Source organism: uncultured Desulfovibrio sp. (genome assembly GCF_902477725.1).
Classification (GTDB): Bacteria; Desulfobacterota; Desulfovibrionia; order Desulfovibrionales; family Desulfovibrionaceae; genus Desulfovibrio.
On record NZ_CABSIF010000001.1, the window covers coordinates 47,933 to 70,062 of the forward strand.

Genomic DNA, 22,130 nt, shown 5'->3' on the forward strand with positions numbered 1-22,130 from the left:
TGAAACAACATCCCGGCAGCCCGTGCTGCGGGAATTTTTTGAGGTATCAATGAACGACAACTTTACGCATCTCGACAGCCAGGGCAACGTAACCATGGTGGATGTGGGCGCAAAAACGCCTACAGAACGCGTAGCCATAGCCGAAGCAGTTGTAGAACTGGCCCCGGCCACCATGGAACTACTGATCAAAAATGCCCTGCCCAAGGGCGATGTGCTCACCTGCGCCAAGATTGGCGGCATCATGGCTGCCAAACGCACCGGCGAACTTATCCCCATGTGCCATCCCCTCAACCTCACCTATGTGGACGTGCGCTTTACCGTAACAGAAATGCCGCCCACGGTGCGTATTGAAGCGGAAACCCGCACTGTCGGCCCCACCGGCGTGGAAATGGAAGCCATTGTTGCGGCCCAGACAGCAGCGGCCACCATTTACGACATGTGCAAGGCCGTGCAACGGGATATCGTCATCAGCCGTGTGCGCCTGCTGCACAAACGCGGCGGCAAAAGCGGCGAATTCAACGCCTCGGGTATTGACGCATGAACCTCGCTCAAATCGACCCCGTAGCCCTTTCCATCGGCAGTCTGCAACTGCGCTGGTACGGGCTTATGTATCTGGCGGGCTTTGGCCTTGGTTGGGCACTGGGCCGCTGGCGCGCCTCGCGGCCCGGCTCCGGCTGGACAGCCCCCGATGTGGACGACCTGCTGACCTGCGTGATGATCGGCATCATTCTGGGCGGCAGAATCGGCTATGTGCTGTTTTATGATCTGCCTGTCTACATCAGCGACCCTATGGAGGTTCTGCGCATCTGGAACGGCGGCATGTCCTTTCATGGCGGGCTGCTGGGCGTACTCGGCGCATTCTGGTATTTTGCCCGCTCGCGGGGCAGGTCGTTTCTGGAAGTATCTGACTTCATCGCCCCGCTGGTGCCGCAGGGCCTCTTTTTCGGGCGGCTCGGCAACTTCATCAACGGCGAGTTGTGGGGCAAGGTCAGTGATGCGCCGTGGGCCATTGTGTTTCCCGGTGCCGGGCCTAATCCGCGCCATCCATCGCAGCTTTACGAGGCTGCGCTTGAGGGGTTGATACTCTTTTTCATGGTGTGGATTTTTTCGTCCAAGCCACGAAAAACAGGCGCGGTATCCGGCCTGTTTGCCCTGGGCTACGGCGTGTTTCGCTTTGCCGTGGAATTTGTGCGCATGCCTGACGTGCAGCTCGGCTATCTGGCCTTTGGCTGGCTGACCATGGGGCAACTGCTCTGCGTGCCGCTTATACTGGCGGGCCTGTGGCTGCTGTGCCGCAAGGCCCCGATGCTTGCAGCCCATGTGCCCCCTGTGGAGAACAAATCCCGCCCCGGCAGCAAATCGCCCAAGGGACGCAAGAAATAACTTTCAACCCGTGCAGTGACAGTGGGCGCTGTTTGCGCGCCGATTATCCCCCAAGTAGGGGCTCCGGCGTGTTGACAGCCCCCCGCTTTTTTGTGAAGCTGACCGGCGTTTATCCACATTATATTTTGGAGTACTCATGGCCAAGGAAGGATCGATCGAAGTAGACGGCGTCGTGCAGGAAGCCCTGCCCAATGCCATGTTCCGTGTGGAACTGGAGAACGGCCACGAAGTTCTGGCCCACATTTCCGGCAAGATGCGCAAGTTTTATATCCGCATTCTGCCCGGCGACCGCGTCAAGGTGGAGCTTTCCCCTTACGACCTTACCCGCGGGCGCATCACCTACCGCATGAAGTAGCGGCGGGCGCGGCGGCTTTTTCCGCCACCAGAGTGGCCTTTTGCGCCATTGGCCGCGCCCCCCTTGCAGCTTTCCGCCTATTCAGTGGCCTTGCCCTTACGGCCTAAACAAGGCCCAGCACACGCAGCAAGGCCACGCACAGCAAGGCCCACACCCCAGCCACAACATCGTCGATCATGATGCCAAACCCGGCGGGCAGCCAGTTTTCAGAAGCCCGCACGGGCCACGGCTTCCAGATGTCGAACAGCCGGAAAAAGGCAAAAGCCGCCAACACCAGCCAGAAACTGGGGCTTTCAAAAGGCAGCAGCACAAGCCACACCCCTACCAGCTCGTCGATGACAACCTCGCCGGGGTCTTTGCGCTCAAGCAAATGCTCGGCGCGTGTGGAGGCCAGACCGCCGACCACAAAAATCGCGACCAGCAGCACCGCCCTCCACGGCAGGGACAGGGGCAGAAAAATATACGGCGCCAGCAGGCAGGCTATGGCCGTGCCCCACGTGCCGGGAGCCTTTGGGTCAAGTCCGGCAACGCCCAGACGGCAAAACGACAGAATCAGCTTGTCAAAAAAACTCATGCGGCCTCCGCTATGTGCGTGTTTTTTGTGCATCTTACGCCCAAAGGGCCCGCAAGACCAGCACTGAAGACATCCACGCGCAATTATTGCCTAAAGGGCTTCTTTGCCGTATATGCAAGCTCATGGACAAAAACCGCAGCGAACTTTTTGCCCACTTCAGCTATGACGACAGCCTCACATATGAGGCCCTGCTTGAAGTGGAAGAAGAACTGACCCGCGAGGTTGAGCAGTTGCTCCAGCGGGCCGGGGCGGCCCATCTGGACTTTACGCCCCTGGGCGATGCGCTCATGTTCCAGTGCGTTTTTGAAGCGCACAGACTGTATGTGTACCGCAAAATTGCGCTCGAAATTGCGGCCCTGCTGCCGCAGGGCGTGCGCGGCAGGCTGCTGTGCCTGGACAAAAATTTTGAATCCATGCACGTTTTCTGGCTGCGGCCCGGCGAATGGCAGGAAGAGGAACGCCCTGTTCCCGAAGACCCGCCAAGCGGCCTCAAAACGTGGCGCATTGCAGGCTCCGGCCCGCAGGATATGGCCGGGGAAGAACCGGACGCATAACAGATCATAGAGGCTCACGTCGCTTGCCACGCGCAATAAATGCCCGGATGGTGGAATGGTAGACACAAGGGACTTAAAATCCCTCGGCCGCAAGGCTGTGCGGGTTCAAGTCCCGCTCCGGGTACCAAACAACAATCTCATTAAGCCCCATAAAGCCTAAAAAGCCTTGTGGGGCTTAATAATTCCCCCAATTATAAGTCTTGAATAGTCTCAAAAGCTCCGTTGACATATCGCGTTATTGGGGGCAACTTTAGGGGCAGCTTATCATTTCTTGTTGCCCCCTCACATGGAGTTGCCCCCATGCCCCTCACTGATACCGCAATCCGGGCAGTTAAGCCCACCGCCAAGGCTACCAAACTGTTTGACGGCGGCGGGCTCTATCTTGAAGTTGCCCCAAGCGGGGGCAAGTGGTGGCGGCTTAAATATCGCTTTCAGGGCAAGGAGAAGCGCATATCTCTGGGCACGTATCCTGCTGTGGGATTGAAGGATGCCAGAGAGAGGCGCGAGCAAGCCAAGAAGCTATTGGCGCAGGGCATTGACCCAAGCGCCCACAAGCAGGAAGCGAAAGCCGCCGCTGCTGTTGTTGAACAGGAGCAGGCAACTACCTTTGAAGTCGTGGCCCGTGAGTGGTTCTCCAAAAAGAAGGCCGCGTGGAAGCCTGTTCACCAAAAGAAAATTCTTTCTCGCTTGGAAAATCAAATTTTTCCTTTCATTGGTGACAGGCCATTTTCACTACTGGAACCCGCCGACATCCTCGCCGCGATTCAGAATGCTGAAGCAAGAGGGGCCATAGTGACCGCCCACCGCCTTGCACAACTTTGCGGGCAGGTTTCCCGCTATGCCCGCATTGTGGGGCATACTCGCTATGACGTTGCCGCAGGCCTAGCAGAAGCACTCACCCCGGTACAAACCAACCATTACGCAACCATTACAGATCCGGCAGAAGTGGGGCACCTCCTCAAAGCAATAGACGAATACGCCGGGGAGCCTTCAATCTGCTTTGCATTGAAGATTCTTCCGTTTGTGTTCGTGCGCTCCGTTGAGCTCCGGGGCGCAGAATGGAACGAAATTGATATTGATGCCGCTGAATGGACGATCCCTGCGGAACGAATGAAAATGAAACGCCCCCACGTCGTTCCCCTGGCGGGCCAGGTGCTGGCGCTGCTAGACAACCTGCGCGCGCTAACTGGCGAAGGGCGATACCTCTTCCCAAGCCTATACAGTGCAAGCCGACACATTTCAGATGTTGGCCTTCTGAACGCGCTACGCCGCATGGGCTACGCCAAGGGCGTTATGACAATCCACGGATTCAGGAGCATGGCCTCTACCCTACTCAACGAGCAAGGATACAGAGCAGACGTAATTGAAGCCCAGCTTGCCCACGGCGAAAAAAACGCCATTCGGGCCGCATACAATCATGCCGAGTATTTGCCGGAGCGCCGCCGCATGATGCAGAAATGGGCAGATTATCTGGACGAACTGAAGGCAAATAACAACTGATCTCAAATTTCCTGCCCCTAGCCTTGGTCTGATCCACTAGGGTGAAAAGCCGTTCCCTTACGGCCTGGGGCGGGAAGCTTTCTAAGGGAGCGACTGAAGGGAGTTGATAGCATGAGTGAACCAGATGAATACTATATTGATGGCCCCAGCTATATAGAAAGCTCTGAACTTGAAGAGGTCATGGATGAAGTTAATGACCGGTTAGAAAAACTGGAATCAAAACTCGCTGCAAGTGATGGACAGCCTATTGACTCTTCGGAAGGTGAACCCCTTCACGCGGGGCTGGCAACTCTCACTGCCAATGAGGTAATCAACCGCTTGGAGATTACCCCCATTGATATGGTGGATATTCTGAACGGCGTAACTATTTACGATGACTATAATAATATTGTCGATAGAAGACGGCTCGTTACCACTGATGAAGGGCGCTTTCGGGCACACACCTATAGTGAGCCATACTTCACGGAAGAGATGCTCAAGAATGTAAAAATTTATCAACTTAATTTTGATCAATATTGTGATGCTTGGGGAATACAGTCATCTTCCAAGCCAGAAAAAGCTGATACTTCTGACCTTGAACACCAGCTTGCCGAGGCCAAAAAGCAACTTGAAGACATTGAAGGCGTCCGCCGGTGGAATAAGCAATTCCTGACAGAGCGGGAAGAACTACGAAAGTCCCTGGAGGAAAAAGACGCCCGTATCGCTGGGTTGGAATCGCAGCTTGCCGAAATAAGAAGCCAAGTTCAAACTTCTGCGACCACCAACGAAGCATTGCAGGAAAAAGACGCCCTCATAGCTGCTCTACAAGCCGAAAACGAATCAATCCGGAAACACCTTGGCCGATATGGCGCACTGGCTGTGGTGATAAAGATGATTGGAGAAGGATATACCGAAGTGGAGATCGCAAAGCACTTAAAAGAAGGCGGACTCAGTTATAGTCAAGTGGGTGTGCTGCTCCATGAAAGCCCCCTTACCGTGGGAGATAGTGCTATCACCATGCGTGCCAAGCGGTTACTTGGTATCGCCTAATATTCTGTACCACCCATGTACCACCCTGGGCACTCGAAAATGTACCACCCTACCGGATAGATTGTACCAGCCTGTACCATCTTGCTGTACCAGCCTGTTCCGCTTGTAGCCTCTCACGTAGTTCAAAAACAACTCGTGGGAGGATTTTTTTATGAAAGATGTCACACTGAACAATCGGAAGACTTTGAGAGCAAAGGGCGTAGCCGCTTATTACGGCATTGGCGTAGCGACCGTTTGGCGCTGGGCAAAAGAAGGAAAACTGCCCAAAGGTACCCGCCTCAGCCCCCGCGTTACAGTATGGCGAATTGAAGACCTTGAGCAATTCTTAAATCAAGCGGCTCAGGGGCAAGGAGCGGGCTAGCATGTCCGCCCACAAAAAAAGCCCCAGCGTGGCGGCGCATGGGGCGGAAGAAATACAGATGCGGGAAATGCTCTGTGCCGCCATATTACCCGCCCCGCCCGTTGATCGTCAATGCTCTAGCTGCGGACACTTCCACACGATATCGGCTGGCTATCGCCCGCTTTCCCTCTGCCGGTTTAGAGGTGAAAGGGTGCGCCTTGATGATCCTGCGTGCTTTGCTTGGCCGTGCCCAGACCACGGGGGTGCAGCATGACCGCCGACACCCCCGCCATTGTTGCCAGCTTTACCCCGCAGATTGAGCAGGCGCGGAAAGACTTTCTCGCCGCTTGCCCAGCAAAAGAAGAACTAAAAGAGCAGCCTGTGCCATCCATTACCCCTTATCCGCTGGTAAGCGTGGGGGAAGTGCTTAAATGCCCCCCGCTACGCTGGCGCGTTAAGGGGCTCATTCCTGCGCGTGGAATCGGCCAGATATACGGGGCGAGCACGGCTGGGAAATCGTTTCTGAGCCTTGATCTTGCAGTACATGTGGCCCGAGGCCGCACTTGGTATGGCCATAAGTCCAAGGCTGCACCAGTGGTCATTTTTAGCCTTGAGGGCCAAGAAGGTACGCGCAACCGCCTTGCCGCATATATTGCCTATCACGGCGAAGAGTTGCCCCCAAACCTAAGCATAGGGACTGCCCCAACCACGTTTTACAAGCCAGAAGACCTTGAGGCTATCACGGCCAGCCTTCCCGATGGTTGTCTTTGCATTGTGGATACCCAAGCTTGTGCCAGTGTGGGGCTTGATGAAAACCGCACGGACGACATGACCTTGCTTATTGAAGGCTGCAAGCAGATTGCCGCCAGCAAGGATTGCTTTGTGCTGTTGACTCATCATGCAGGCAAAGACCTGACCCGTGGAGCGCGAGGCTCGTCAACGCAATTGCCAAGCTGGGATTGCTGCATTGAAGCTACCAGGAATGGACAGCAGCGAGAATGGAAGGCCGTTAAGGTCAAGGATGGTGGCGGCGAAGGCGAAAAGCACCCCTTCCGCTTGGCCGTAGTTGACCTTGGGGCAGATGAAGACGGCGACAGAATTACAAGCTGCGTGGCATTGCCCGATGGGGAAGCCTTGCAGGAAGAAAAACCACTTTCTCCAGCTCTCAACTACGCGCTTGAATCCCTCCGTACTGCGCTCCAAAAGGCAGGAGCAGATAGTATACATGTGGATGACTGGCGACCTACCTTTTACGCAGGTCACACGGCAGATAATGACAATGCAAAAAAGGTTGCCTTCCACCGTGATCGCAACAAGCTGGTTACTCTTGGCAAAATCTGCGTTGAAAACAACAGATATTCCTTTGCCACCACCCCCGGCACGTCACAGCACCGTCACTAGTGACGCACCAGTAACGTCACAGCACGTCACACACCCCTTTAGGGGGTGTGACCCTGTGACGCTGTGTGACGAAGACGGTGAACCCAAAACTTCCTGCGTGGTCGAGCCGGACAATACTCCCGTGCAGGGGGAGAAACCCCTCACCCCTTCCCTGAAATACGCCCTGGAATCGCTGGAAGCCGCGCTGAATGAAGATGGCGGGAATTCTGTCCATGTGGAGGCATGGCGCAAGCATTACTATGCCAAGTCCACTGCGGACAACACCCACGCCAAAAAGACGGCCTTCCTTCGCGTTCGGAAAGAGCTGGCCACCATGGGAAAGGTCACAGTTTTGAATGATATGTACTCAATCCCCGGCACAACCGGCACAGACGGTACAAAACCGGTACAACAAGGAAATCTGTACCCCACCCCTAATCACGATGAAACCGGTACAACCGGTACACACTCCTTTAGGAGTGTACCGTGTGTACCGCCTTGTGAAGGGCCGGGGTATGAATAAAAATATTCTGTCCTTTCTCCCTGCCGAGCTCTTCAAAGCAAAAAGCCCTCACGAATACGCCGGGCCTTGCCCCCTGTGTGGCGGGGCCACGAAGGACGGCTTTATCGTCTGGCCTGACCGCCCGCATGGTGGAGCCTTTCTGTGCCGCAAATGTGGGGCCAGCGGTGACGGCATTGCCTTCCTGATGAAGCGGGACGGCCTGAGCTACCGCGAGGCATGTGAAGCCCTATCTCTGGAGCCGAGGCGCGGCACAACGTCTGCTTTCACCCCATCCCGACACGCAGCATACAGGGCGGCACAAACGGCACATGGCGTAAAAGTACCGCCTGTGCCGTCTACACCGGAGCCCGCCGTTCTCCCCTGCCATAAATGGATGGACAGCGCCGCCGCATTCCTGGCTGACTGCCAGCGCGACCTTGAAACTTCCCCTGAAGCCTTGCTTGCCGTCTGCGGGCGCTTCCTGACGCCATACACCGCACAGTGCACAGGCATCGGCTGGAACCCCGCTGACCGCTATGTGCTGCGCAAATCATGGGGGCTGCCGGATTTGACAGAGCAGGACGGAAAGCCCCGCACGAAGCTGCTGCTTCCCCGTGGCCTTGTCATAGCAACGCGCCGCCGCGCCGGGGTTGTTGCCTTAACCGTGCGTTGCCCCAATGACCGCCCAGAGTCCCGCCCCAAATACTGGCAGGTGAAGGAAAGCTCCAACGTGCCGTTTGTTGCCGGACGTGCCGGGCTCCCTGTTGTCCTTGTGGAGAGCGCACTGGATGCCGCCCTACTCTGGCAGGAATCCTTCAACACCGTTTGCGGCGTGGCCCTCATGGGCAACATGAAAGGCTTGGACGCCGACACCCACAACTTTATCCAGTCTGCCCCGCTCCTGCTGGCTGCACCCGACAATGACGAAGGTGGGCGCGCCGCATGGCAGAGATGGAGTGCAGCTTTCCCGCAAGCAATCCTTACCCCTGCCGTGGGCGCTAAAGATCTGGGCGACATGCACCGGGCTGCACTGGCATGGCCCCTTAATCCTGACATTCCTACCGTCATGGAGTGGGTTCCAAGTGTCCTTGCCTTAGCCTCCCGCCCTTCAAACGCATACACGCTTGCCGCATAAGGATATAGCCATGAAAAAACTTTCCGCACTGGAAGCTATTCGCAAATTCTGCCTGCAATGTCAGGGCGGCGTTTCCGCAAACGTGACCGAATGCCAATATGCCGCCTGCCCCTTTTACGCTTACCGCATGGGTGTGGCCTTGCCCGCAGGTAAGCATCGTCCCTTGAAAACCATCCGCGCATACTGCGTCGAAGAATGCCAAGCCGGGAATCAAGGACAGGTTGAAGGCTGCCAAGGGGACACCGCCGTCGCTGGCTCTTGTCCCGTCTTCCCGTTTCGTATGGGATGGAATCCAAACATTACACAAGAGCAGAGAGAAAAACTGCGGACAGCAGCTTTTCGCCGAATGGAGGATGGCAGCATGGGACTAGCATCTGTTTTGCCCCCTGCTAATGGGCACTTTCAGCCCGCAGAATCGTTGAAAAGCACCCGGCCCGACGTTCGGCAAGGGAAGGCTAAAAATCGACGCTCATTTCGTCAAAATCGGGCTATTTTGGAGTTGATAGCATGACCGTAATCGTGGACAGCAGAGAGCAATCCCCATTTACCTTCAAACATGACCGCTATGGGGTGCAGATACAGCAAGGAACCTTGACCGTGGGCGACTACTCGCTTGCAGGCCTGACAGACAAGGTTGCCGTAGAGCGCAAGGAGCTATCCGACCTCGTGCAATGCCTGGGCCGGGAGCGTGAACGTTTTGAAAGGGAACTTCAGCGCGGGGCCGCCCTTGATGCCTTCGCCGTGGTAATTGAAGCCGGATGGGCTGAACTGTCTGGTGGGCACTTTCGCAGCCGCATTAATCCGCACGCAGCCTGTCAAAGTGTGCTGGCATTCATGGCCCGCTACCGAGTGCCCTTCCTCTTTGCAGGAAGCAGGGCCGCAGCGGAATACGTCACATGGGGATTCCTGCGCCAGTACCTTGAGGGCGCGCGCAAACGGTGGGCAAGCATTGTGAAGGCTCACGGAGATGGATCAGGAGGAGAGGCAGCATAAAAACTGAATCGGGAACTGAAGTTTTCTGAAGTAGCTCAGGCCCGATCCTGCCAGCCCCCACTCAATAGGTTATGACAAGGCAAGGGAGTAATAATGTGGCCACCCTTTCCAGGTGTGGCCTTGGGTGTGGCATTTTGACAGCTTTCCGAGCTTCGTCCGAGCTTCAATCTCACATTTTCCGTTGTTCGTCCGTTGTTCGTGTGTCCCTGCTGAGCAGCATTGCGTCGCTTGGGATACACGGTGAAGCAAGAGCGAACCAAGAGGATTGAGCTTTGCAGATGAATTGGGGCGAATTAAAGACCGCCTGGTGGCAATGAATCACGAAATAGCCAGAGACCTCAATGAACGTTTGAAAAAGTGCTGATCGTGAAGACTTTGCTATTTGTTTTTTTGAACATAGAACTGCTTGTTGATGAAATTGTTTTTTTCTACAAGGCATCGCAGGCGTTCTTGCCATTTCCGAGCGAACATGGGCTCAACTTGCTGGGCATAGTTAATCCTTCCAGATAAATATTCCAAAAAACTGAGGGGATTTTTTGACCTACAAAGTCGTCCTTGATGTGCAATCCCATTTTTTTCTGCAAAAAAAACATCTCTTTTGATGGCATCTTTATATTTTTTATCCAGTCGCAATGCATTATCTTCTACTACTATTCCAGTAATAATTTTTTTAGACTGCGGAGAAAGAATTTTTGTCTTTTCTTTGTTAATTATATACCCAAATTTCGATATGATTTTCTGTACTTTTTTCAATAAATCCTGCGCCCCACCAAGGCTCATTTTATTACATGAAAAAAAAAGATCGTCAGCATATCTTGTATATATGCATTTATGCTTGTCTGAAATACCTTTGAGGGCAATATCTACAGGGGAAAAAAGTATATTAGAAAGCTGAGGACTGGTCGGCGAACCCTGGGGGAGTGAGCCAGCCGGAGCTAAGGGATTGTTATAAATTCTATATATTGAGCCAAACTTCGCACTATTATGGTTATAATCGAAGTCGTTTTGAAATGCTGTAAAACTAATTGTCTCGTCAACATATTGATATTTTGGAGGCCATGTTACCAGCCGGGCAATTTCAAAGGACAAAAGATTGGCATACCCAAGGCTTGAAAAAAAACTATAAACTGCATCTTCAGTAATTGATCCAAAAAAGTCTTTTATATCCACCTTGATAAGCCACCTTGAACCCACATGCCTCCTTGCATTATCAACGATGGAGACTCCCTTTTTATAAGAATAAACAGCACTATGCACCTCATTTAAGGCGCATTCAGCGTCAAGTATTTCTTGTTTTATAAATTTTTGGACATCGAACAGGGCTGGACTCGGAGAACTTATGAGCCTAAGCCCCCCCGTCTTTTTAGGTATTGCGAAACAATGGTATGGGTTAGCTTTGCGCTCAACGATTGAGTGAAGAATTTTATAATGACAACCTGTAGCAAGTGCCAAATGGTTTAATGTGAAAAGTACAGGAAGATTTTTTTCTGATATTTTTTTTGCATCTAAAAAGATCGCACGGATGTAATCTGCATCATATCCATACGCTTCTGCAACCTTTTCAAATTGATAAGGGGATACTCTATTCATCTACTTTTAACTCGCAAAGCGAGATTGATAAGCTTGGCCTGCGAGACTTCAGAGCCAAAGGGCAAGCTTATCAATGTTGTTTGAAAGAGGCCTTATTGCCAAGGTTCGGAATCCGTTCCCTACCCGCAGATGCCTGCGGGGCTCACGCTAGACGAGAGAGTATCCCCTTATACTGATGCGGAAGATACAGTAGCTGATCTTCCTTCAAAACGAAAGCGCACTGTTTTCCTGCAGAGAATCGACGAAATGACTCCAGTAAGGCAAGGCCGAACTCCGTAATTTTATTAGACTCTATCGCACTGCAACATTTAGCTTTTTTTACTATTTTGTCGAATTCTGAGCTAGAAACCTGCAATTTAAGTTGAATCTTGGCCAAAGAAATACGTTTGGCAAAGAAACTCAAAAAGCTAACAAAATTAATATCATCCTGCGATAATTGTCCTAAGTTGTTAAGGAGCGAAAGAGCAACTGAGTATTGGCCCGCAGCCCAAATTTGCTCGGCAAGCTTAACGTTTTCCTGCGAGGCAAGGTACTTAAATAGCGACGCATTAACATTCCTATTCTCAAAAAGAGGCCTCCAACCATGATCCATCCAGAGTAATGGAGGAGTGTTGTTGGGACATTTCCATTCAAAAACAATATTTGTCAGCGTGTTACCAAACCCATAGATAATTTTACTGTTTTGTTGAGAAGTGTATCTATCACATAAAGCAATGATTTGGCGTTTGTCTTTGAATGATGGGTTCTCTATAGTTACAAGAAATTCATCTTTTTTTATACCTCGGCAATTTTTTATGATATTTGAAACCCCATCATTCATTGCCGCATAGCTGACAAAGAACACGTCGCATTTATTATATGACAGCCATGATTTAAGTGTTCTACTTACAATGTGCTTCCAAAAATCAGAGATTCGCTTCCCTGACCCAATAAAATCATCTATAAATACAACAGCTTTTATTCTTTCAGCAATTAAGCATTTATACTGAGGACGTGCAAGAATATGCCGGGGGTTACGTTCTTCCAAACGGCTTATTAGGTAAGCAATTTGATTAGAACTTCCAGCATGTCTACGCATGGATTTGAAAGACTTACTATTTTTTTTAGGGCTACTTTCTTGTATGGCACTGTAATTTTCTTGAGTTAATTCCAGCACAGGAAATAATGCTATCTTTTTATATCTTAGGAGTAGGCTCTCAATCTGCGCTGAGATTCCTTCTTCAAATTGAGAAGTACTTACCAGCCTCAAATCATTGAGCAACATATTAGCTAATGGACGGTCAAGCCTATCAAACTGTTCAATCCACTCCTCTGCCAACCTAAGCGCTGCTTTCGTTTCAGATTCTAGCATTTAGGCCTCTACAACGTGAGTTGATGTTTTTAATTGAGAAGTTAACTAGACATATATTAAAAAAATATTGTAGCAAAACAGAATTTCAACAATAGCCACCTTGGCTTGCTCGCAATTTTAAGAAAGCCTCATAATTCTGTAATCTCAACTAACTCCTTTTTCATTGTCAACCTCGTCATAAAGTCGCTTGGTCTTAACGCCCAAGGCTAAGCCGATCTTGGCAAGAGTGCCAAGTTCACACTTGTGGATGCTTCCGTCTGAAATGGCTCTTTGAATTGTGCGAGATGACATCCCCGTCAGCTTAACTAAATCACGGACTGTCATTTTTTTATTGTCCATTAACTCTCTTATATTGCTTGCAAACATTGCCAATCTCCCATGCTGTTTTGTTGTCTTATAGGAATACACCTTGACGCGATCTGTAGTCTTTTAGTAAAACACGAAGCGCAAGAGAGCAATATAAAAAAACAGCCCGGCAGGAAGGTGCAACTTCCAAACCGGGCCTAACCACCAAGCGCCGTAGGAGGGCGCGAGTATGGCTAACCGAACCAACCACACTTCATCAGACCAGTCAATCAGAGTATCCCATTCACCTAACAGTGTGCAGGCGGTGCGGGAGTTGACCCAAGAGCAAATTCTTACCTTGCTGGGCGAACTCAACGACAAGCTGCTGCCCTTGCCGACCCCCAAGCCAGAAACAGTTGCTCCCATCGACGTGCAAGGCTTCCTTCCCCTGCAAGAAGCCCGCACAGCCCTTACCGCTGCCCTGGAATCGCTTGAACGCGCTTGCGACACTATTCAGGCAGAGGCCGACGCGCTGATCCGTAAGCAATCCTCTGCGCGAAATGAACGCGCATGGCGTGTAGTTTTCAGTCAAACCCGGCGTGATATGCGCGATATGGTGGGCGCGGCCTATATCACTGGCAACAATCTTCGGAGCTACGCCAACCAACTGGCCCGTCTGTTGGTGCTGGCCGGTGACGGAATGCCCGCTGACCTGGACGCGGTGCAGGGAGGCGAAGGCCATGACTAGGCCGCCCGCCGAAATGGCCCAAGACGAAGCCTTGTTGGAGAACTACGAGCTGCTTTCTTTCTTAAAGGCAGTTATCGGCATTGGCCAAACCGGTGATGACTCTGTAAGCCTTTGCCTCGACAATAATGCCATGCGCGGACTGGGTTGCATCCTTGACCGATGCTTCACCCTCAATAGCCATGCCCTGGGCCTTGCAACTGATGCCCGGCTTAATGCTGAGCGGAGGACGGATTCATAACAACCGAACAGATGTTTTGCCTCAGCACCTCTACTTCGCTCTAAAATAGAACCCCCTTCCTGATCACTCAGGCGGGGGGTTTGCGTTGCAGTAGAAAAAAACGCAAGGCCAAATGCAAGAGCATAGATTCCCCAAATGAACGTAGGATAAGGATTTTCAGGCGGGCACGCACCAAACGCAAGGGCTTGGCAGATGGTGCAAAGTGAAAGCCTTTTTTGCTCTAAGCCTTCTGCACAACAACCAACGCGATCAACATGCCATACTAGTTGGGCATTGCGAGGGTTTGACTTTTGGGGAGTATTTTGTCCAATAAACCATGAACAAAATATTACCATCCCAACAGCCCCCCCAACGATTAAGACGGCATGTCCTTGTCGGCAATGGTGAATTTATTGGCTACTGGGTTTCAGTAGAAGATTTTTTGGCACGATATTTACTCCGCAGACTATTCCCCACAGAGCAAGAATTACGCATCTTCTTGCAAAACAATCCTGCGCATCCAATATGCACGTTCATGTCATCATTTCATACTTTTCAGAGTTCAGATGATAAGAGCTTGGTATGCAATGAAGAACAAGGACAGATTGTATTCCACATTAGATGCGCACTCCACCTTCTCCTTGTCGACAACAGCGGACTTCTTCTGGAAAGAAATATAAAAAGGATAAAAAACACAGGAAATTTTTGGGGCGCGATGTATGAAATATTTGTATTATCATACTTTATTACTGGAAAATTTACGATACAGGCAGAAGATGAAACTGATGTTTCAAGACGACATTGTGAATTTATAGCAACGCACAAAAATGGATGTGCATTTGATGTTGAGGCAAAAAGCAAAAACAGAGATTTCTCTCTCATAACTAAGAAAGATTTAGAAGATAATAAAACGAATATGATTAGAATATTAAAGGAGGCACTAAAAAAACCAGCAAGAAATCGCCGATTGATTTTTGCAAATGTAAATATTCCTTCCCTAGTTTCTTATCCTCAAAGATTCACATGGGCCGATGGGGTAAGCAGAGAAATTAAAAAAATATATGACGCGCGTAAAGACGGCAAAAAATGGCCAAATGCATCTTTCGTGCTGACCAATTTTCCTGAACTTACTGCAAAGTTTACCCCTAGCATCAAAGGTCCAGAGCTTTGCATTGCCGCTGTTAACAATCGTTCATCAAAACCTGATTTAAGTACACCAGATTTTGTACCCTTAAATGACCTCTCCGAGGCCTTTAAAAGTCTCAGGGCTATACCGACCAGTTTTGATCAGCTTTCCCAATGGGGCATACGATCATGGCTAAGCTCAACGTAGCTTAACTGCCCCGGCTTATATTGCTCCACCTGTGATGGCTATTTTGTGCTTTACCCTCTCATGCAATCCCCTCGCCATGTATGCACCAAAATATTTTAGGGGCAACTTTGGGGGCAACTTTAATCACAAAATAGTAAATATTGTTTTATTATTGATAGATACAACACATAGACAAGTCCCGCTCCGGCAATATCAAGGAAATTCTCGGATTCGTCAAAATGACGAATCCGAGAATTTGACTTTTTGGTCCACAGATGTGCCAATATCCCGAAAAATGAAACGATTATTTATGGAAATGCCTCATTACGTTGGCAAGGTGAACCTCGGTAGAATTTCAGTTCAATTTTGGAATTTTTTGCAACCATTATTACCTATCAGAGAAATTCAATCTTCCTGTCCGGCGTAGTGATGGCATGGGAACAAATCCGTGTGGGAAATGATACTGAGACGAAATTCCTGATTTGCTCCCCAGCTATCTCTGGCCCATTCCCCACCACTCCAGCGCCTTGCCGTAGCTCGCGCAGGTATTGACGCAGTCGCCGCAATTTGTGCAGTCCCTGCGGTCGGGGCCGCCCTTGCGGCGCGGATTCAGCTCAAGCGAGCAGGCCTGCTGGCAGGGAGCCTTGCCCTTGCAGGTACAGTTTGCCGCCTGCCAGCCGATGCACAGGCCCGGGACCTTGGCGGGCAGGCATTGGGCCGCAGCACCAAGCAGTACCGACTGCGGGCACACAAAACGGCACCACAGCCTTTTGCCAACCGCAAGCTCCAGTATCAGCGCCGCCAGCGGCACTGCCGCCGCACCAAGTAAAAGCCAGAAGTCCCCACCCTGCCATACAAGCATGGGCAGGAGCGATAGCTCGCCCGGCAGCGAAACAATGCCCATTGCGGGAAAGCCCGCCACCAGAGCCGCCGCAAGCCCTGCCCCCAGCAGCAGAACCTTGCCCGCAAACGCACGGCCTTCCTTCACGTGCGCGCCGCCTTGACGCCCACGCGCCCAGTGCGCCAACTCGGAAAAAAATCCGTAGGGGCATATCCACGAGCAAAAAACTCTGCCCAGCACCAATGCCAGCGCCAGCGAGATCAAGGCCCCGCCCAGCAGACGCTCGCCGGGCAAAAAGCCCGTAGCCGCAACCTGAGCCGCGCCAACTGGGTCAGCAAAGGGAATGCCGAAAAAATCCAGCGCAAAAAAACTGCCGCTGATCTGGCGCAGTTCTGCTGCATTGAGCCACGGCAGCACGCACACCACAGCCACCACCAGCGACTGCACGCCGCGCCGCGCCCAAGCGAGAATCTTCATGCCTTGCCTCCGGGCGATTTTTCCGTGGGAGCCGCCATTGGCGGCACAAAACGGGATGAAGCGGGAACAATCTCCACAGCCTGCACCGGGCAGACATAGTCGCAGATGCCGCAACCCACGCAGGCCGTGGTCATGGCAGGCACCAGTCCCCCGCTCAGCACCACGGCTGTTCCGCGCAGGGGGCAGCGGTCGTAGCAGGTCATGCACATGGTGCCGGTTTTGTAATTGTGGCAGCGGTCTTTAAGAATATAGGCCTGCCCCATTCCCGCCCGCGCAATTTCCTTTACGGCTGAGTCCAACGCCCCGGTGGGACAGACAGGCGGGCACTTCATGCAGAGGTAGCAGGGTTTTCTGCGGGGGCGCACCTGCGGCGTGCGCCGCGAGCGGCCCAGACCGCCAGCCAGCTCAATACTTTCGTGCGGGCAGGCGGTCACGCACTTGCCGCAACGCACGCACTTGCGCAAAAAGGTTTCTTCATCCACAGCACCCGGCGGGCGCAGAGGCGGCACAAAAAGGCTCATTTGGCCTCCCCTGCCTGTTCCCCGCTCTCGCCATCACCCGTGCCCGCACCCGCATGGCGGCGCGATTCATGCTCAGGGCAGCCCATGTGCCCTTGCGCGTCCAGATCATCTTCATAATCGGCAAAGGCCAGATGCAGATCGTCCACCTCCGGCAGTTCCCGCAGGGTCATGAGTTCCTTCTGGATTTTGTCCGAAGGCTGCTCCACCACGACCACCAGCCCGCCAATATCCGCGCCATCCGGCGTGCGCTGCACATCCAGAATGCCGTCCCTGCCCTGCAAAGCCTTCGCAAGCTTTGCACAGGCCGCAGCAGAGGCACTCAGGATTATTCCCGCAATAGCCATATTTCCTCCCGCGTTGCCCCGCCCGCATGTCAGCACGCGGACGGGGACTCTCACACATATAGGGCTGACCGCCGGATTTTAAACCTTGCGCACCCGCGCGGCGCATATCTTGTATTCCGGCTCACGCGAACCGGGGTCGGTGGCGTCCAGAAACAGCTTGTTGACCAGCTTTTTGGGATCAAAAAACGGCACGGCCACAAGCCCCGGCCTGCACACATCGCTCACGCGCGCGGGCAGTTCCATTTTGTCGCGCCGGGTTTCCAGAATCACATTGTCCCCGTGCTTCACGCCCAGAGAGGCGGCGTCCTGCTCGTTGATTTCCACAAAGGCCGCGGGGTTGGCCTTGAGCAGTTCCGGCACCTTGCCCGTCATAGTCGCGGTGTGCCAGTGGTCGATAACGCGCATGGAGGTAAGGTACAGCGGGTATTCGGCATCCGGCTCTTCCGCAGCGCCCTTGGCGGGCCGCATGAATATGGTGGGCTTGCCGTCCGGCTTGCCGTAAAAAAAGAACTTGTCCGGATGATCGGCTGGCACCAGCGGATCATGCCCGCGCACAAAGCGCAGGTTGGTGCCGGGGTGATCCTCCGAGGGGCACGGCCAGATGATGCCCGATTCCTTACGCAGGCGTTCACGCGTCATGCCGTAGAAATCATAGGTGGTACCCTTGGCCACCATGCGCCATTCGTTCCACACGTCCTCGGCGTTTTTGAAGTTCACCAGCTTGGGGTCAACGCCTGCGCGCTTGGCGAATTCCACCAGGGTATTCACCGTGGGGCGGCACTGCCCGGGCGAATCCACGGCCTTTTCCGTCAGAGAATACCGCCGCTCGCCGCAGCCGTACACACCGTCGCGCTCGCACCAGAAGGAAGGCGCAAGCACAAGGTCGGCGTATTGCAGGGTGACGGCATCAGGAAAGGCCTCAATGCACACGATAAACGATTCCGGGTGCGACATGGCCTTGTGCACCTTGTTCAGGTTGGGCAGTGTGTGCGCGGGATTGGTCTCGCAAATGACCATGCACTTCACATCACCCCGTCCCAGGGCCTCAAACATCGCCACGGTGTGGTAGCCGGGATTGGGCGAAATGCGCCCTTCCGGCAGGCCCCAGAGTTTTTCCATTTCCGCCCGGTGCTTGGGATTGGGAATGGCACGGCCCGCTGGCAGCAGGTGCGAGAGCGCGCCGGTATCCCGCACGCCGCCGCAGGCGTTGGGCTGGCCCGTGAGCGAAAACGGCGTTGCGCCGGGGCGGCATATCTGCCCGGTCAGCAAATGCAGGTTGTGGATGAGGTTATTGGCAAAAACCCCCTGCACGCGCTGGTTGATGCCCATGCACCACAGGCTCATGGTGGCAGATGATTCGGCAAAGGCTCTGGCCGCCGAATAAATCTGGGCTACGGGGACGCGGCAGATTTCGGCCACTTTTTCAGGCCGGTAGTTTTCCAGAAAGGCCTTGTAGCCTTCAAAGTCCGAGGGTTTGCCCTCGGCATCCACAAAGCTCACATAGCGCTGCCAGAAGCGCGGATTGTCCAGCTCCTCATTGATGATGACCCAGGCCATGCTGTGCATGAAGGCCAGATCCGTGCCGGGGCGAAAGGCCACGTGCATGTCGGCTATGCGCGCAGTATTGGTGCGGCGCGGGTCGGCCACAATGATCTTGATGCCCGGCTCAACCTGCTTGCGGCGGGCAATGCGGCGAAACAGCACGGGGTGCGCCTCTGAGGTATTGGAACCGATGATGAAAAAACAGGTGGCCTGATCTATGTCGGCGTAGGTGCCCATGGGCTCGTCCTTGCCGAACGTGGTGGTGTAGCCGCCCACAGCCGAAGCCATGCACAGGCGGGGGTTGCCGTCCACGTTATTGGTGCCGAAGCCAGCCTTGAATATTTTGCTGGCTAGATAGCTTTCTTCCGTCAGGCACTGCCCGGAGCCGTACCATGCAACAGAATTGGCACCGTACGTATCAATGCTGTGCCGGAACTTTGAGGCCATGAGGTCAAGGGCTTCGTCCCAGCTCACAGGCTCAAGAGGGCCTCCTTTTTTACGCCGCACCATGGGTTGGGTGACGCGTTCCTTGGAATTGAGCACAGGAATGAGCAGCGAGCCTTTAAGGCACAGCAGGCCCGCGTTGTGGTTGTTGGGGTCGCCCTGAATGGCAACGGCCTTGCCGTTTTTAACGCCAACCATCACCCCGCAGCCGGTGCCGCAGTAACGGCATACGCCTTTGACCCATTTGTCGGGTTTCTGATCGTCCGCAGCAAGGGCGAGGGTTGGCAGGCCCACGCCCGTAGCCGCCGCCATAGCGGCAGACATGGCAAAAAAACGTAAAAAGTCACGACGCGATGAATTCATATCCGCAACCTCGCTGTTAGCTTGGCATGATTGTTTCTTTATGCGGGCCGCCCTGCTTGGGGCTGGCCCACCCTGCGCCGCCAAATGCGGCGCATACCGCACGTGCGGGCTACCAATCCGTCTTGCCACTGGGCATACGGTATTCGTAAGCCTTGCCGTGCATGGGGCTCTGGTGGTTGGGATGACAGGCGGAACAGTCATCGCGCTTGCCGAACTTGGCCTCCATGCGCTGGATGGAAAGCGAATGGCAGCGGGCGCAGACTTCAACCCCCGGCTTGCGGGTAAAGGGAATGGCCCCCTTGCCGTCAGGCATGCCGTGACAGGTCTGGCAGCGCACGAGGGTGATGCCGTGCTTGCTCTCGTACCATTCCTGCGCAAGACGCGGGGTGCTCTTCATGTGGCAGGCGTAGCAATCGCCCGCCATCTGCGGAGAATCCAGATGCTTTGCCGCCTCGCAGCGCTCCGCAGGGAAGGCCCAGGCCATATACAGAAAATAGCCGCCCGTCAGCACCGCCAGGGCAAGCAGAACGATGAGCAGTTTCTTGTTGCGAGTCATGGCCGTATCTCCTTGATTTTCTGTGCGAACTTCTGATTTGCGGGAATGCGCTCGTCAAATGCGGGCAAGTGGGCAAGGTTGCGATGGCAGCCCACGCAACCGCTACGGGCCTGACCGTTCTTGCCTTCGTAATTGTCGTGCGCAAGGCGGCCCTCTGCCGAGATCGGCCCGTCTGCCTTGGCATTACGTGTCAAATCCTGATGGCAGGCGCGGCAGTTGGCATCGTCCGTAAAGCGGCGGGCAATGGGTTGCATGGCAGCCCGGTCAAGATCCGTTCCGCCATCCACATTGTGAACCCACAGGTCTTTTATCCCCATCCATGCCTTGGCGCCGAGCATGCGGGCCAGATTGCCCGAAGGGATATGGCATTGCGAGCATCCGATGGCTTTGCCCTGTGCGTCCTTGGCGTGCGGGGAGAGCATCAGTTCATCCTGATACACGCGCATTTCGTGGCAAGACAGGCAAAACTCCGTCCGCGACGAATACGACACTCCCGCTGCCGCCAGGCCTACGCACGCGGCCAGGGCGATACAGCCCACAATCCAGACGCGCTTAGAAGGATACGGCATGGTTTTGGTCTCCATGGCTGATGGTGCCGCCAAGCCAAAAGGGCACTCCCGTCCGGGGATATGCCTGCGGCAGGGCGCAAATTGTGAATTTCACCACAAAAAGCAAAAGAGGTGCCAAAAACCCTGTTTTAAAAATTTGTGTGATTAGCGGTAGTTTGTGATCTTCTGGAAGGCAGGGGGCTTAGGATTTGTCAGAATAAAATGACAAAAGTCATCTTATTCTGACAATGTGACAACTGGAGCAGACAAAAAAACCGAGCCAGCACTTTGACTGGCTCGGGAACGTGAGATGGGGCGGGGGCATATCCCGGCCCTCAGACAGATAAAAAACGCGACAAAAACTATTTTTGCGCGGCAGGCGTATTTTTATAAATCCAGGTGCTAACAGCAGTAACCGCTTGTCCTTCTATACCCAAAAAGCCGTGCGCAGACATGCCCTGGCAAGCGTCGGCAATGGCATCCCCGTGCGAAAGAGCTATCACATCCTTGCGGGGTGCGTTTTTGAAGACGCGCTGCAAACCGGCCACGCCGGAATACGGGCTGACCTTACAGGCATCCTGCTCATTGTGCAGAATAAGAACGGGGATGGAAATGCGCCCCAGATCCGCATTGTAGATGGTGCCGGAATTCTTTTTGCTGCTCTGCGTAACAGTGGAGCTGACCACCAGGGCATCGGCATTGCCGTGCTCCAGCCGCGCGGCGGTGTTGGCCGCGGATATGGTGCCCCTGCTGGTTCCCACCAGCACCACGGGCACATGCCACTGTTTACGCACAAATTCCATGACCATAGCGGCATCCTGAGCCTGCTCCGCGCTTGTGCGGTAACTGTTGGCGCTCTGGTTGCTTATGCCTGTCGGCACATCCAGCAGCACCGCCACCAGGCCCTCCCTGGCAAAGAGTTCTCTGGAGCGGGCCAAAAAATTTCCCTGAAGGCTTGTCTGATCCCCATTTTCCGTCAGCCCCAGGCAGCCGTTATCGCCCGCAAAAAGGATCACGGCGGCCTTTGGCTGTGCGGGCACATCCACCAGAGCGCGCAGTGCACCCTGCTTGGCGGTTTGCCACTGCACAAAAAGGCGCTCGGGTGATGTGGAAAGTTTTTTCTGCACCGCGCTCTGAGCATCTGCGCTCCAGGCTGGGCCACACAACACGCTCAACAGTATTCCACAAAAAAGGCACAGGGCAAAAAAAGGCTTCCACCCCTGCGCATTTTGACGCGCTGTCAGGG

The 22,130-nt window shown here is 53.7% G+C and carries 25 protein-coding genes and 1 tRNA gene; 15 read left to right on the forward strand and 11 right to left on the reverse strand.

Annotated elements, in window-relative coordinates; genetic code table 11:
• Nucleotides 1-49 precede the first annotated feature (49 nt).
• The 3 genes from moaC (at nucleotide 50) to infA (ending at nucleotide 1,738) form a co-directional block, all read left to right on the forward strand.
• Entirely contained in the window at nucleotides 50-541 is a 492-nt protein-coding gene (gene moaC / locus RDK48_RS00240; protein ID WP_298995933.1) for a cyclic pyranopterin monophosphate synthase MoaC, read from the forward strand.
• A complete protein-coding gene (gene lgt, locus RDK48_RS00245; protein WP_298995936.1) occupies nucleotides 538-1,383 on the forward strand; it encodes a prolipoprotein diacylglyceryl transferase in 846 nt (281 codons plus the stop codon). The genes moaC and lgt overlap by 4 nt, the downstream gene beginning before the upstream one ends.
• A gap of 136 nt (nucleotides 1,384-1,519) precedes the next feature.
• Entirely contained in the window at nucleotides 1,520-1,738 is a 219-nt protein-coding gene (gene infA / locus RDK48_RS00250) for a translation initiation factor IF-1 (RefSeq protein WP_006008898.1), read from the forward strand.
• 103 nt (nucleotides 1,739-1,841) lie between these two features.
• On the opposite strand, the gene RDK48_RS00255 is transcribed toward infA, so the two are convergent.
• The gene (locus tag RDK48_RS00255; protein WP_298995938.1) at nucleotides 1,842-2,312 is read right to left on the reverse strand and encodes a phosphatidylglycerophosphatase A; all 471 of its coding nucleotides are present in this window, start codon (nucleotides 2,310-2,312) and stop codon (nucleotides 1,842-1,844) included.
• 122 nt (nucleotides 2,313-2,434) lie between these two features.
• Here RDK48_RS00255 and RDK48_RS00260 point away from each other — a divergent pair, with 122 nt between their 5' ends.
• From RDK48_RS00260 to RDK48_RS00305, 10 genes are all read left to right on the forward strand, one after another.
• Nucleotides 2,435-2,866: a hypothetical protein gene (locus RDK48_RS00260; protein WP_192112768.1), complete on the forward strand. Its 432-nt coding sequence runs from the start codon at nucleotides 2,435-2,437 to the stop codon at nucleotides 2,864-2,866.
• Nucleotides 2,867-2,907: 41 nt separating this feature from the next.
• Nucleotides 2,908-2,993 (forward strand) — tRNA-Leu (locus tag RDK48_RS00265).
• 173 nt (nucleotides 2,994-3,166) lie between these two features.
• Nucleotides 3,167-4,366 (forward strand): integrase arm-type DNA-binding domain-containing protein, encoded by a 1,200-nt coding sequence (locus RDK48_RS00270; protein ID WP_298995941.1) that lies wholly within the window; start codon nucleotides 3,167-3,169, stop codon nucleotides 4,364-4,366.
• Nucleotides 4,367-4,477: 111 nt separating this feature from the next.
• The gene (locus RDK48_RS00275; protein ID WP_298995943.1) at nucleotides 4,478-5,395 is read left to right on the forward strand and encodes a hypothetical protein; all 918 of its coding nucleotides are present in this window, start codon (nucleotides 4,478-4,480) and stop codon (nucleotides 5,393-5,395) included.
• 151 nt (nucleotides 5,396-5,546) lie between these two features.
• Nucleotides 5,547-5,756, forward strand: coding sequence for an AlpA family transcriptional regulator (locus tag RDK48_RS00280; protein WP_298995945.1), 210 nt, complete (start codon nucleotides 5,547-5,549; stop codon nucleotides 5,754-5,756).
• 249 nt (nucleotides 5,757-6,005) lie between these two features.
• Complete coding sequence (locus RDK48_RS00285) at nucleotides 6,006-7,136, forward strand: AAA family ATPase (RefSeq protein WP_298995948.1); 1,131 nt, start codon at nucleotides 6,006-6,008, stop codon at nucleotides 7,134-7,136.
• 55 nt (nucleotides 7,137-7,191) lie between these two features.
• Nucleotides 7,192-7,638, forward strand: coding sequence for a hypothetical protein (locus RDK48_RS00290; RefSeq protein WP_298995950.1), 447 nt, complete (start codon nucleotides 7,192-7,194; stop codon nucleotides 7,636-7,638).
• Nucleotides 7,631-8,752, forward strand: coding sequence for a primase-helicase zinc-binding domain-containing protein (locus tag RDK48_RS00295; RefSeq protein WP_298995952.1), 1,122 nt, complete (start codon nucleotides 7,631-7,633; stop codon nucleotides 8,750-8,752). Before RDK48_RS00290 ends, RDK48_RS00295 begins: the two co-directional genes overlap by 8 nt.
• A gap of 10 nt (nucleotides 8,753-8,762) precedes the next feature.
• Nucleotides 8,763-9,263 (forward strand): hypothetical protein, encoded by a 501-nt coding sequence (locus RDK48_RS00300; protein WP_298995954.1) that lies wholly within the window; start codon nucleotides 8,763-8,765, stop codon nucleotides 9,261-9,263.
• Nucleotides 9,260-9,745 carry an ERCC4 domain-containing protein gene (locus tag RDK48_RS00305; protein ID WP_298995956.1) on the forward strand — a complete coding sequence of 162 codons (486 nt, stop codon included), beginning with the start codon at nucleotides 9,260-9,262 and terminating at the stop codon, nucleotides 9,743-9,745. Before RDK48_RS00300 ends, RDK48_RS00305 begins: the two co-directional genes overlap by 4 nt.
• A gap of 378 nt (nucleotides 9,746-10,123) precedes the next feature.
• Here RDK48_RS00305 and RDK48_RS00310 read toward each other — a convergent pair whose 3' ends face one another.
• From RDK48_RS00310 to RDK48_RS00320, 3 genes are all read right to left on the reverse strand, one after another.
• Entirely contained in the window at nucleotides 10,124-11,335 is a 1,212-nt protein-coding gene (locus tag RDK48_RS00310) for a reverse transcriptase family protein (protein WP_298995958.1), read from the reverse strand.
• 142 nt (nucleotides 11,336-11,477) lie between these two features.
• Nucleotides 11,478-12,686, reverse strand: a complete 1,209-nt coding sequence (locus RDK48_RS00315) for a hypothetical protein (protein ID WP_298995960.1) — start codon at nucleotides 12,684-12,686, stop codon at nucleotides 11,478-11,480.
• 144 nt (nucleotides 12,687-12,830) lie between these two features.
• Nucleotides 12,831-13,052, reverse strand: a complete 222-nt coding sequence (locus RDK48_RS00320; protein WP_298995961.1) for a helix-turn-helix transcriptional regulator — start codon at nucleotides 13,050-13,052, stop codon at nucleotides 12,831-12,833.
• A 169-nt stretch (nucleotides 13,053-13,221) separates the two neighbouring features.
• Here RDK48_RS00320 and RDK48_RS00325 point away from each other — a divergent pair, with 169 nt between their 5' ends.
• Entirely contained in the window at nucleotides 13,222-13,719 is a 498-nt protein-coding gene (locus RDK48_RS00325; protein WP_298995963.1) for a hypothetical protein, read from the forward strand.
• Nucleotides 13,720-14,273: 554 nt separating this feature from the next.
• The gene (locus RDK48_RS00330) at nucleotides 14,274-15,269 is read left to right on the forward strand and encodes a hypothetical protein (RefSeq protein WP_298995965.1); all 996 of its coding nucleotides are present in this window, start codon (nucleotides 14,274-14,276) and stop codon (nucleotides 15,267-15,269) included.
• A 472-nt stretch (nucleotides 15,270-15,741) separates the two neighbouring features.
• Here the strand turns inward: RDK48_RS00330 and RDK48_RS00335 are convergent, their stop codons facing one another.
• From RDK48_RS00335 to RDK48_RS00365, 7 genes are all read right to left on the reverse strand, one after another.
• Nucleotides 15,742-16,566 carry a 4Fe-4S binding protein gene (locus RDK48_RS00335; RefSeq protein WP_298995967.1) on the reverse strand — a complete coding sequence of 275 codons (825 nt, stop codon included), beginning with the start codon at nucleotides 16,564-16,566 and terminating at the stop codon, nucleotides 15,742-15,744.
• The gene (locus tag RDK48_RS00340) at nucleotides 16,563-17,087 is read right to left on the reverse strand and encodes a 4Fe-4S dicluster domain-containing protein (RefSeq protein ID WP_298995969.1); all 525 of its coding nucleotides are present in this window, start codon (nucleotides 17,085-17,087) and stop codon (nucleotides 16,563-16,565) included. The genes RDK48_RS00335 and RDK48_RS00340 overlap by 4 nt, the downstream gene beginning before the upstream one ends.
• On the reverse strand, nucleotides 17,084-17,431 hold the full coding sequence (locus tag RDK48_RS00345; RefSeq protein WP_298995970.1) for a hypothetical protein: 348 nt from the start codon (nucleotides 17,429-17,431) through the stop codon (nucleotides 17,084-17,086). The genes RDK48_RS00340 and RDK48_RS00345 overlap by 4 nt, the downstream gene beginning before the upstream one ends.
• Before the next feature lie 78 nt (nucleotides 17,432-17,509).
• On the reverse strand, nucleotides 17,510-19,780 hold the full coding sequence (locus RDK48_RS00350; protein ID WP_298995972.1) for a nitrate reductase: 2,271 nt from the start codon (nucleotides 19,778-19,780) through the stop codon (nucleotides 17,510-17,512).
• 109 nt (nucleotides 19,781-19,889) lie between these two features.
• Entirely contained in the window at nucleotides 19,890-20,336 is a 447-nt protein-coding gene (locus tag RDK48_RS00355; RefSeq protein WP_192112751.1) for a hypothetical protein, read from the reverse strand.
• A complete protein-coding gene (locus RDK48_RS00360) occupies nucleotides 20,333-20,905 on the reverse strand; it encodes a NapC/NirT family cytochrome c (protein WP_298995974.1) in 573 nt (190 codons plus the stop codon). Before RDK48_RS00360 ends, RDK48_RS00355 begins: the two co-directional genes overlap by 4 nt.
• 341 nt (nucleotides 20,906-21,246) lie before the next feature.
• Complete coding sequence (locus RDK48_RS00365; protein WP_298995976.1) at nucleotides 21,247-22,059, reverse strand: alpha/beta hydrolase; 813 nt, start codon at nucleotides 22,057-22,059, stop codon at nucleotides 21,247-21,249.
• Nucleotides 22,060-22,130: the final 71 nt, after the last annotated feature.

What these genes read in the sequence shown, in the direction of transcription:
- RDK48_RS00285 (WP_298995948.1), top strand. Translation starts at nt 6,006, where the DNA reads ATGACCGCCGACACCCCCGCCATTGTTGCCAGCTTTACCCCGCAGATT.
- moaC (WP_298995933.1), top strand. Translation starts at nt 50, where the DNA reads ATGAACGACAACTTTACGCATCTCGACAGCCAGGGCAACGTAACCATG.
- RDK48_RS00315 (WP_298995960.1), bottom strand. Translation starts at nt 12,686, where the DNA reads ATGCTAGAATCTGAAACGAAAGCAGCGCTTAGGTTGGCAGAGGAGTGG.
- RDK48_RS00295 (WP_298995952.1), top strand. Translation starts at nt 7,631, where the DNA reads ATGAATAAAAATATTCTGTCCTTTCTCCCTGCCGAGCTCTTCAAAGCA.
- RDK48_RS00320 (WP_298995961.1), bottom strand. Translation starts at nt 13,052, where the DNA reads ATGTTTGCAAGCAATATAAGAGAGTTAATGGACAATAAAAAAATGACA.
- RDK48_RS00310 (WP_298995958.1), bottom strand. Translation starts at nt 11,335, where the DNA reads ATGAATAGAGTATCCCCTTATCAATTTGAAAAGGTTGCAGAAGCGTAT.
- RDK48_RS00275 (WP_298995943.1), top strand. Translation starts at nt 4,478, where the DNA reads ATGAGTGAACCAGATGAATACTATATTGATGGCCCCAGCTATATAGAA.
- RDK48_RS00325 (WP_298995963.1), top strand. Translation starts at nt 13,222, where the DNA reads ATGGCTAACCGAACCAACCACACTTCATCAGACCAGTCAATCAGAGTA.
- RDK48_RS00270 (WP_298995941.1), top strand. Translation starts at nt 3,167, where the DNA reads ATGCCCCTCACTGATACCGCAATCCGGGCAGTTAAGCCCACCGCCAAG.
- RDK48_RS00305 (WP_298995956.1), top strand. Translation starts at nt 9,260, where the DNA reads ATGACCGTAATCGTGGACAGCAGAGAGCAATCCCCATTTACCTTCAAA.
- RDK48_RS00340 (WP_298995969.1), bottom strand. Translation starts at nt 17,087, where the DNA reads ATGAGCCTTTTTGTGCCGCCTCTGCGCCCGCCGGGTGCTGTGGATGAA.
- lgt (WP_298995936.1), top strand. Translation starts at nt 538, where the DNA reads ATGAACCTCGCTCAAATCGACCCCGTAGCCCTTTCCATCGGCAGTCTG.
- RDK48_RS00355 (WP_192112751.1), bottom strand. Translation starts at nt 20,336, where the DNA reads ATGACTCGCAACAAGAAACTGCTCATCGTTCTGCTTGCCCTGGCGGTG.
- RDK48_RS00260 (WP_192112768.1), top strand. Translation starts at nt 2,435, where the DNA reads ATGGACAAAAACCGCAGCGAACTTTTTGCCCACTTCAGCTATGACGAC.
- RDK48_RS00335 (WP_298995967.1), bottom strand. Translation starts at nt 16,566, where the DNA reads ATGAAGATTCTCGCTTGGGCGCGGCGCGGCGTGCAGTCGCTGGTGGTG.
- RDK48_RS00360 (WP_298995974.1), bottom strand. Translation starts at nt 20,905, where the DNA reads ATGCCGTATCCTTCTAAGCGCGTCTGGATTGTGGGCTGTATCGCCCTG.
- RDK48_RS00280 (WP_298995945.1), top strand. Translation starts at nt 5,547, where the DNA reads ATGAAAGATGTCACACTGAACAATCGGAAGACTTTGAGAGCAAAGGGC.
- RDK48_RS00345 (WP_298995970.1), bottom strand. Translation starts at nt 17,431, where the DNA reads ATGGCTATTGCGGGAATAATCCTGAGTGCCTCTGCTGCGGCCTGTGCA.
- RDK48_RS00350 (WP_298995972.1), bottom strand. Translation starts at nt 19,780, where the DNA reads ATGAATTCATCGCGTCGTGACTTTTTACGTTTTTTTGCCATGTCTGCC.
- infA (WP_006008898.1), top strand. Translation starts at nt 1,520, where the DNA reads ATGGCCAAGGAAGGATCGATCGAAGTAGACGGCGTCGTGCAGGAAGCC.
- RDK48_RS00255 (WP_298995938.1), bottom strand. Translation starts at nt 2,312, where the DNA reads ATGAGTTTTTTTGACAAGCTGATTCTGTCGTTTTGCCGTCTGGGCGTT.
- RDK48_RS00330 (WP_298995965.1), top strand. Translation starts at nt 14,274, where the DNA reads ATGAACAAAATATTACCATCCCAACAGCCCCCCCAACGATTAAGACGG.
- RDK48_RS00300 (WP_298995954.1), top strand. Translation starts at nt 8,763, where the DNA reads ATGAAAAAACTTTCCGCACTGGAAGCTATTCGCAAATTCTGCCTGCAA.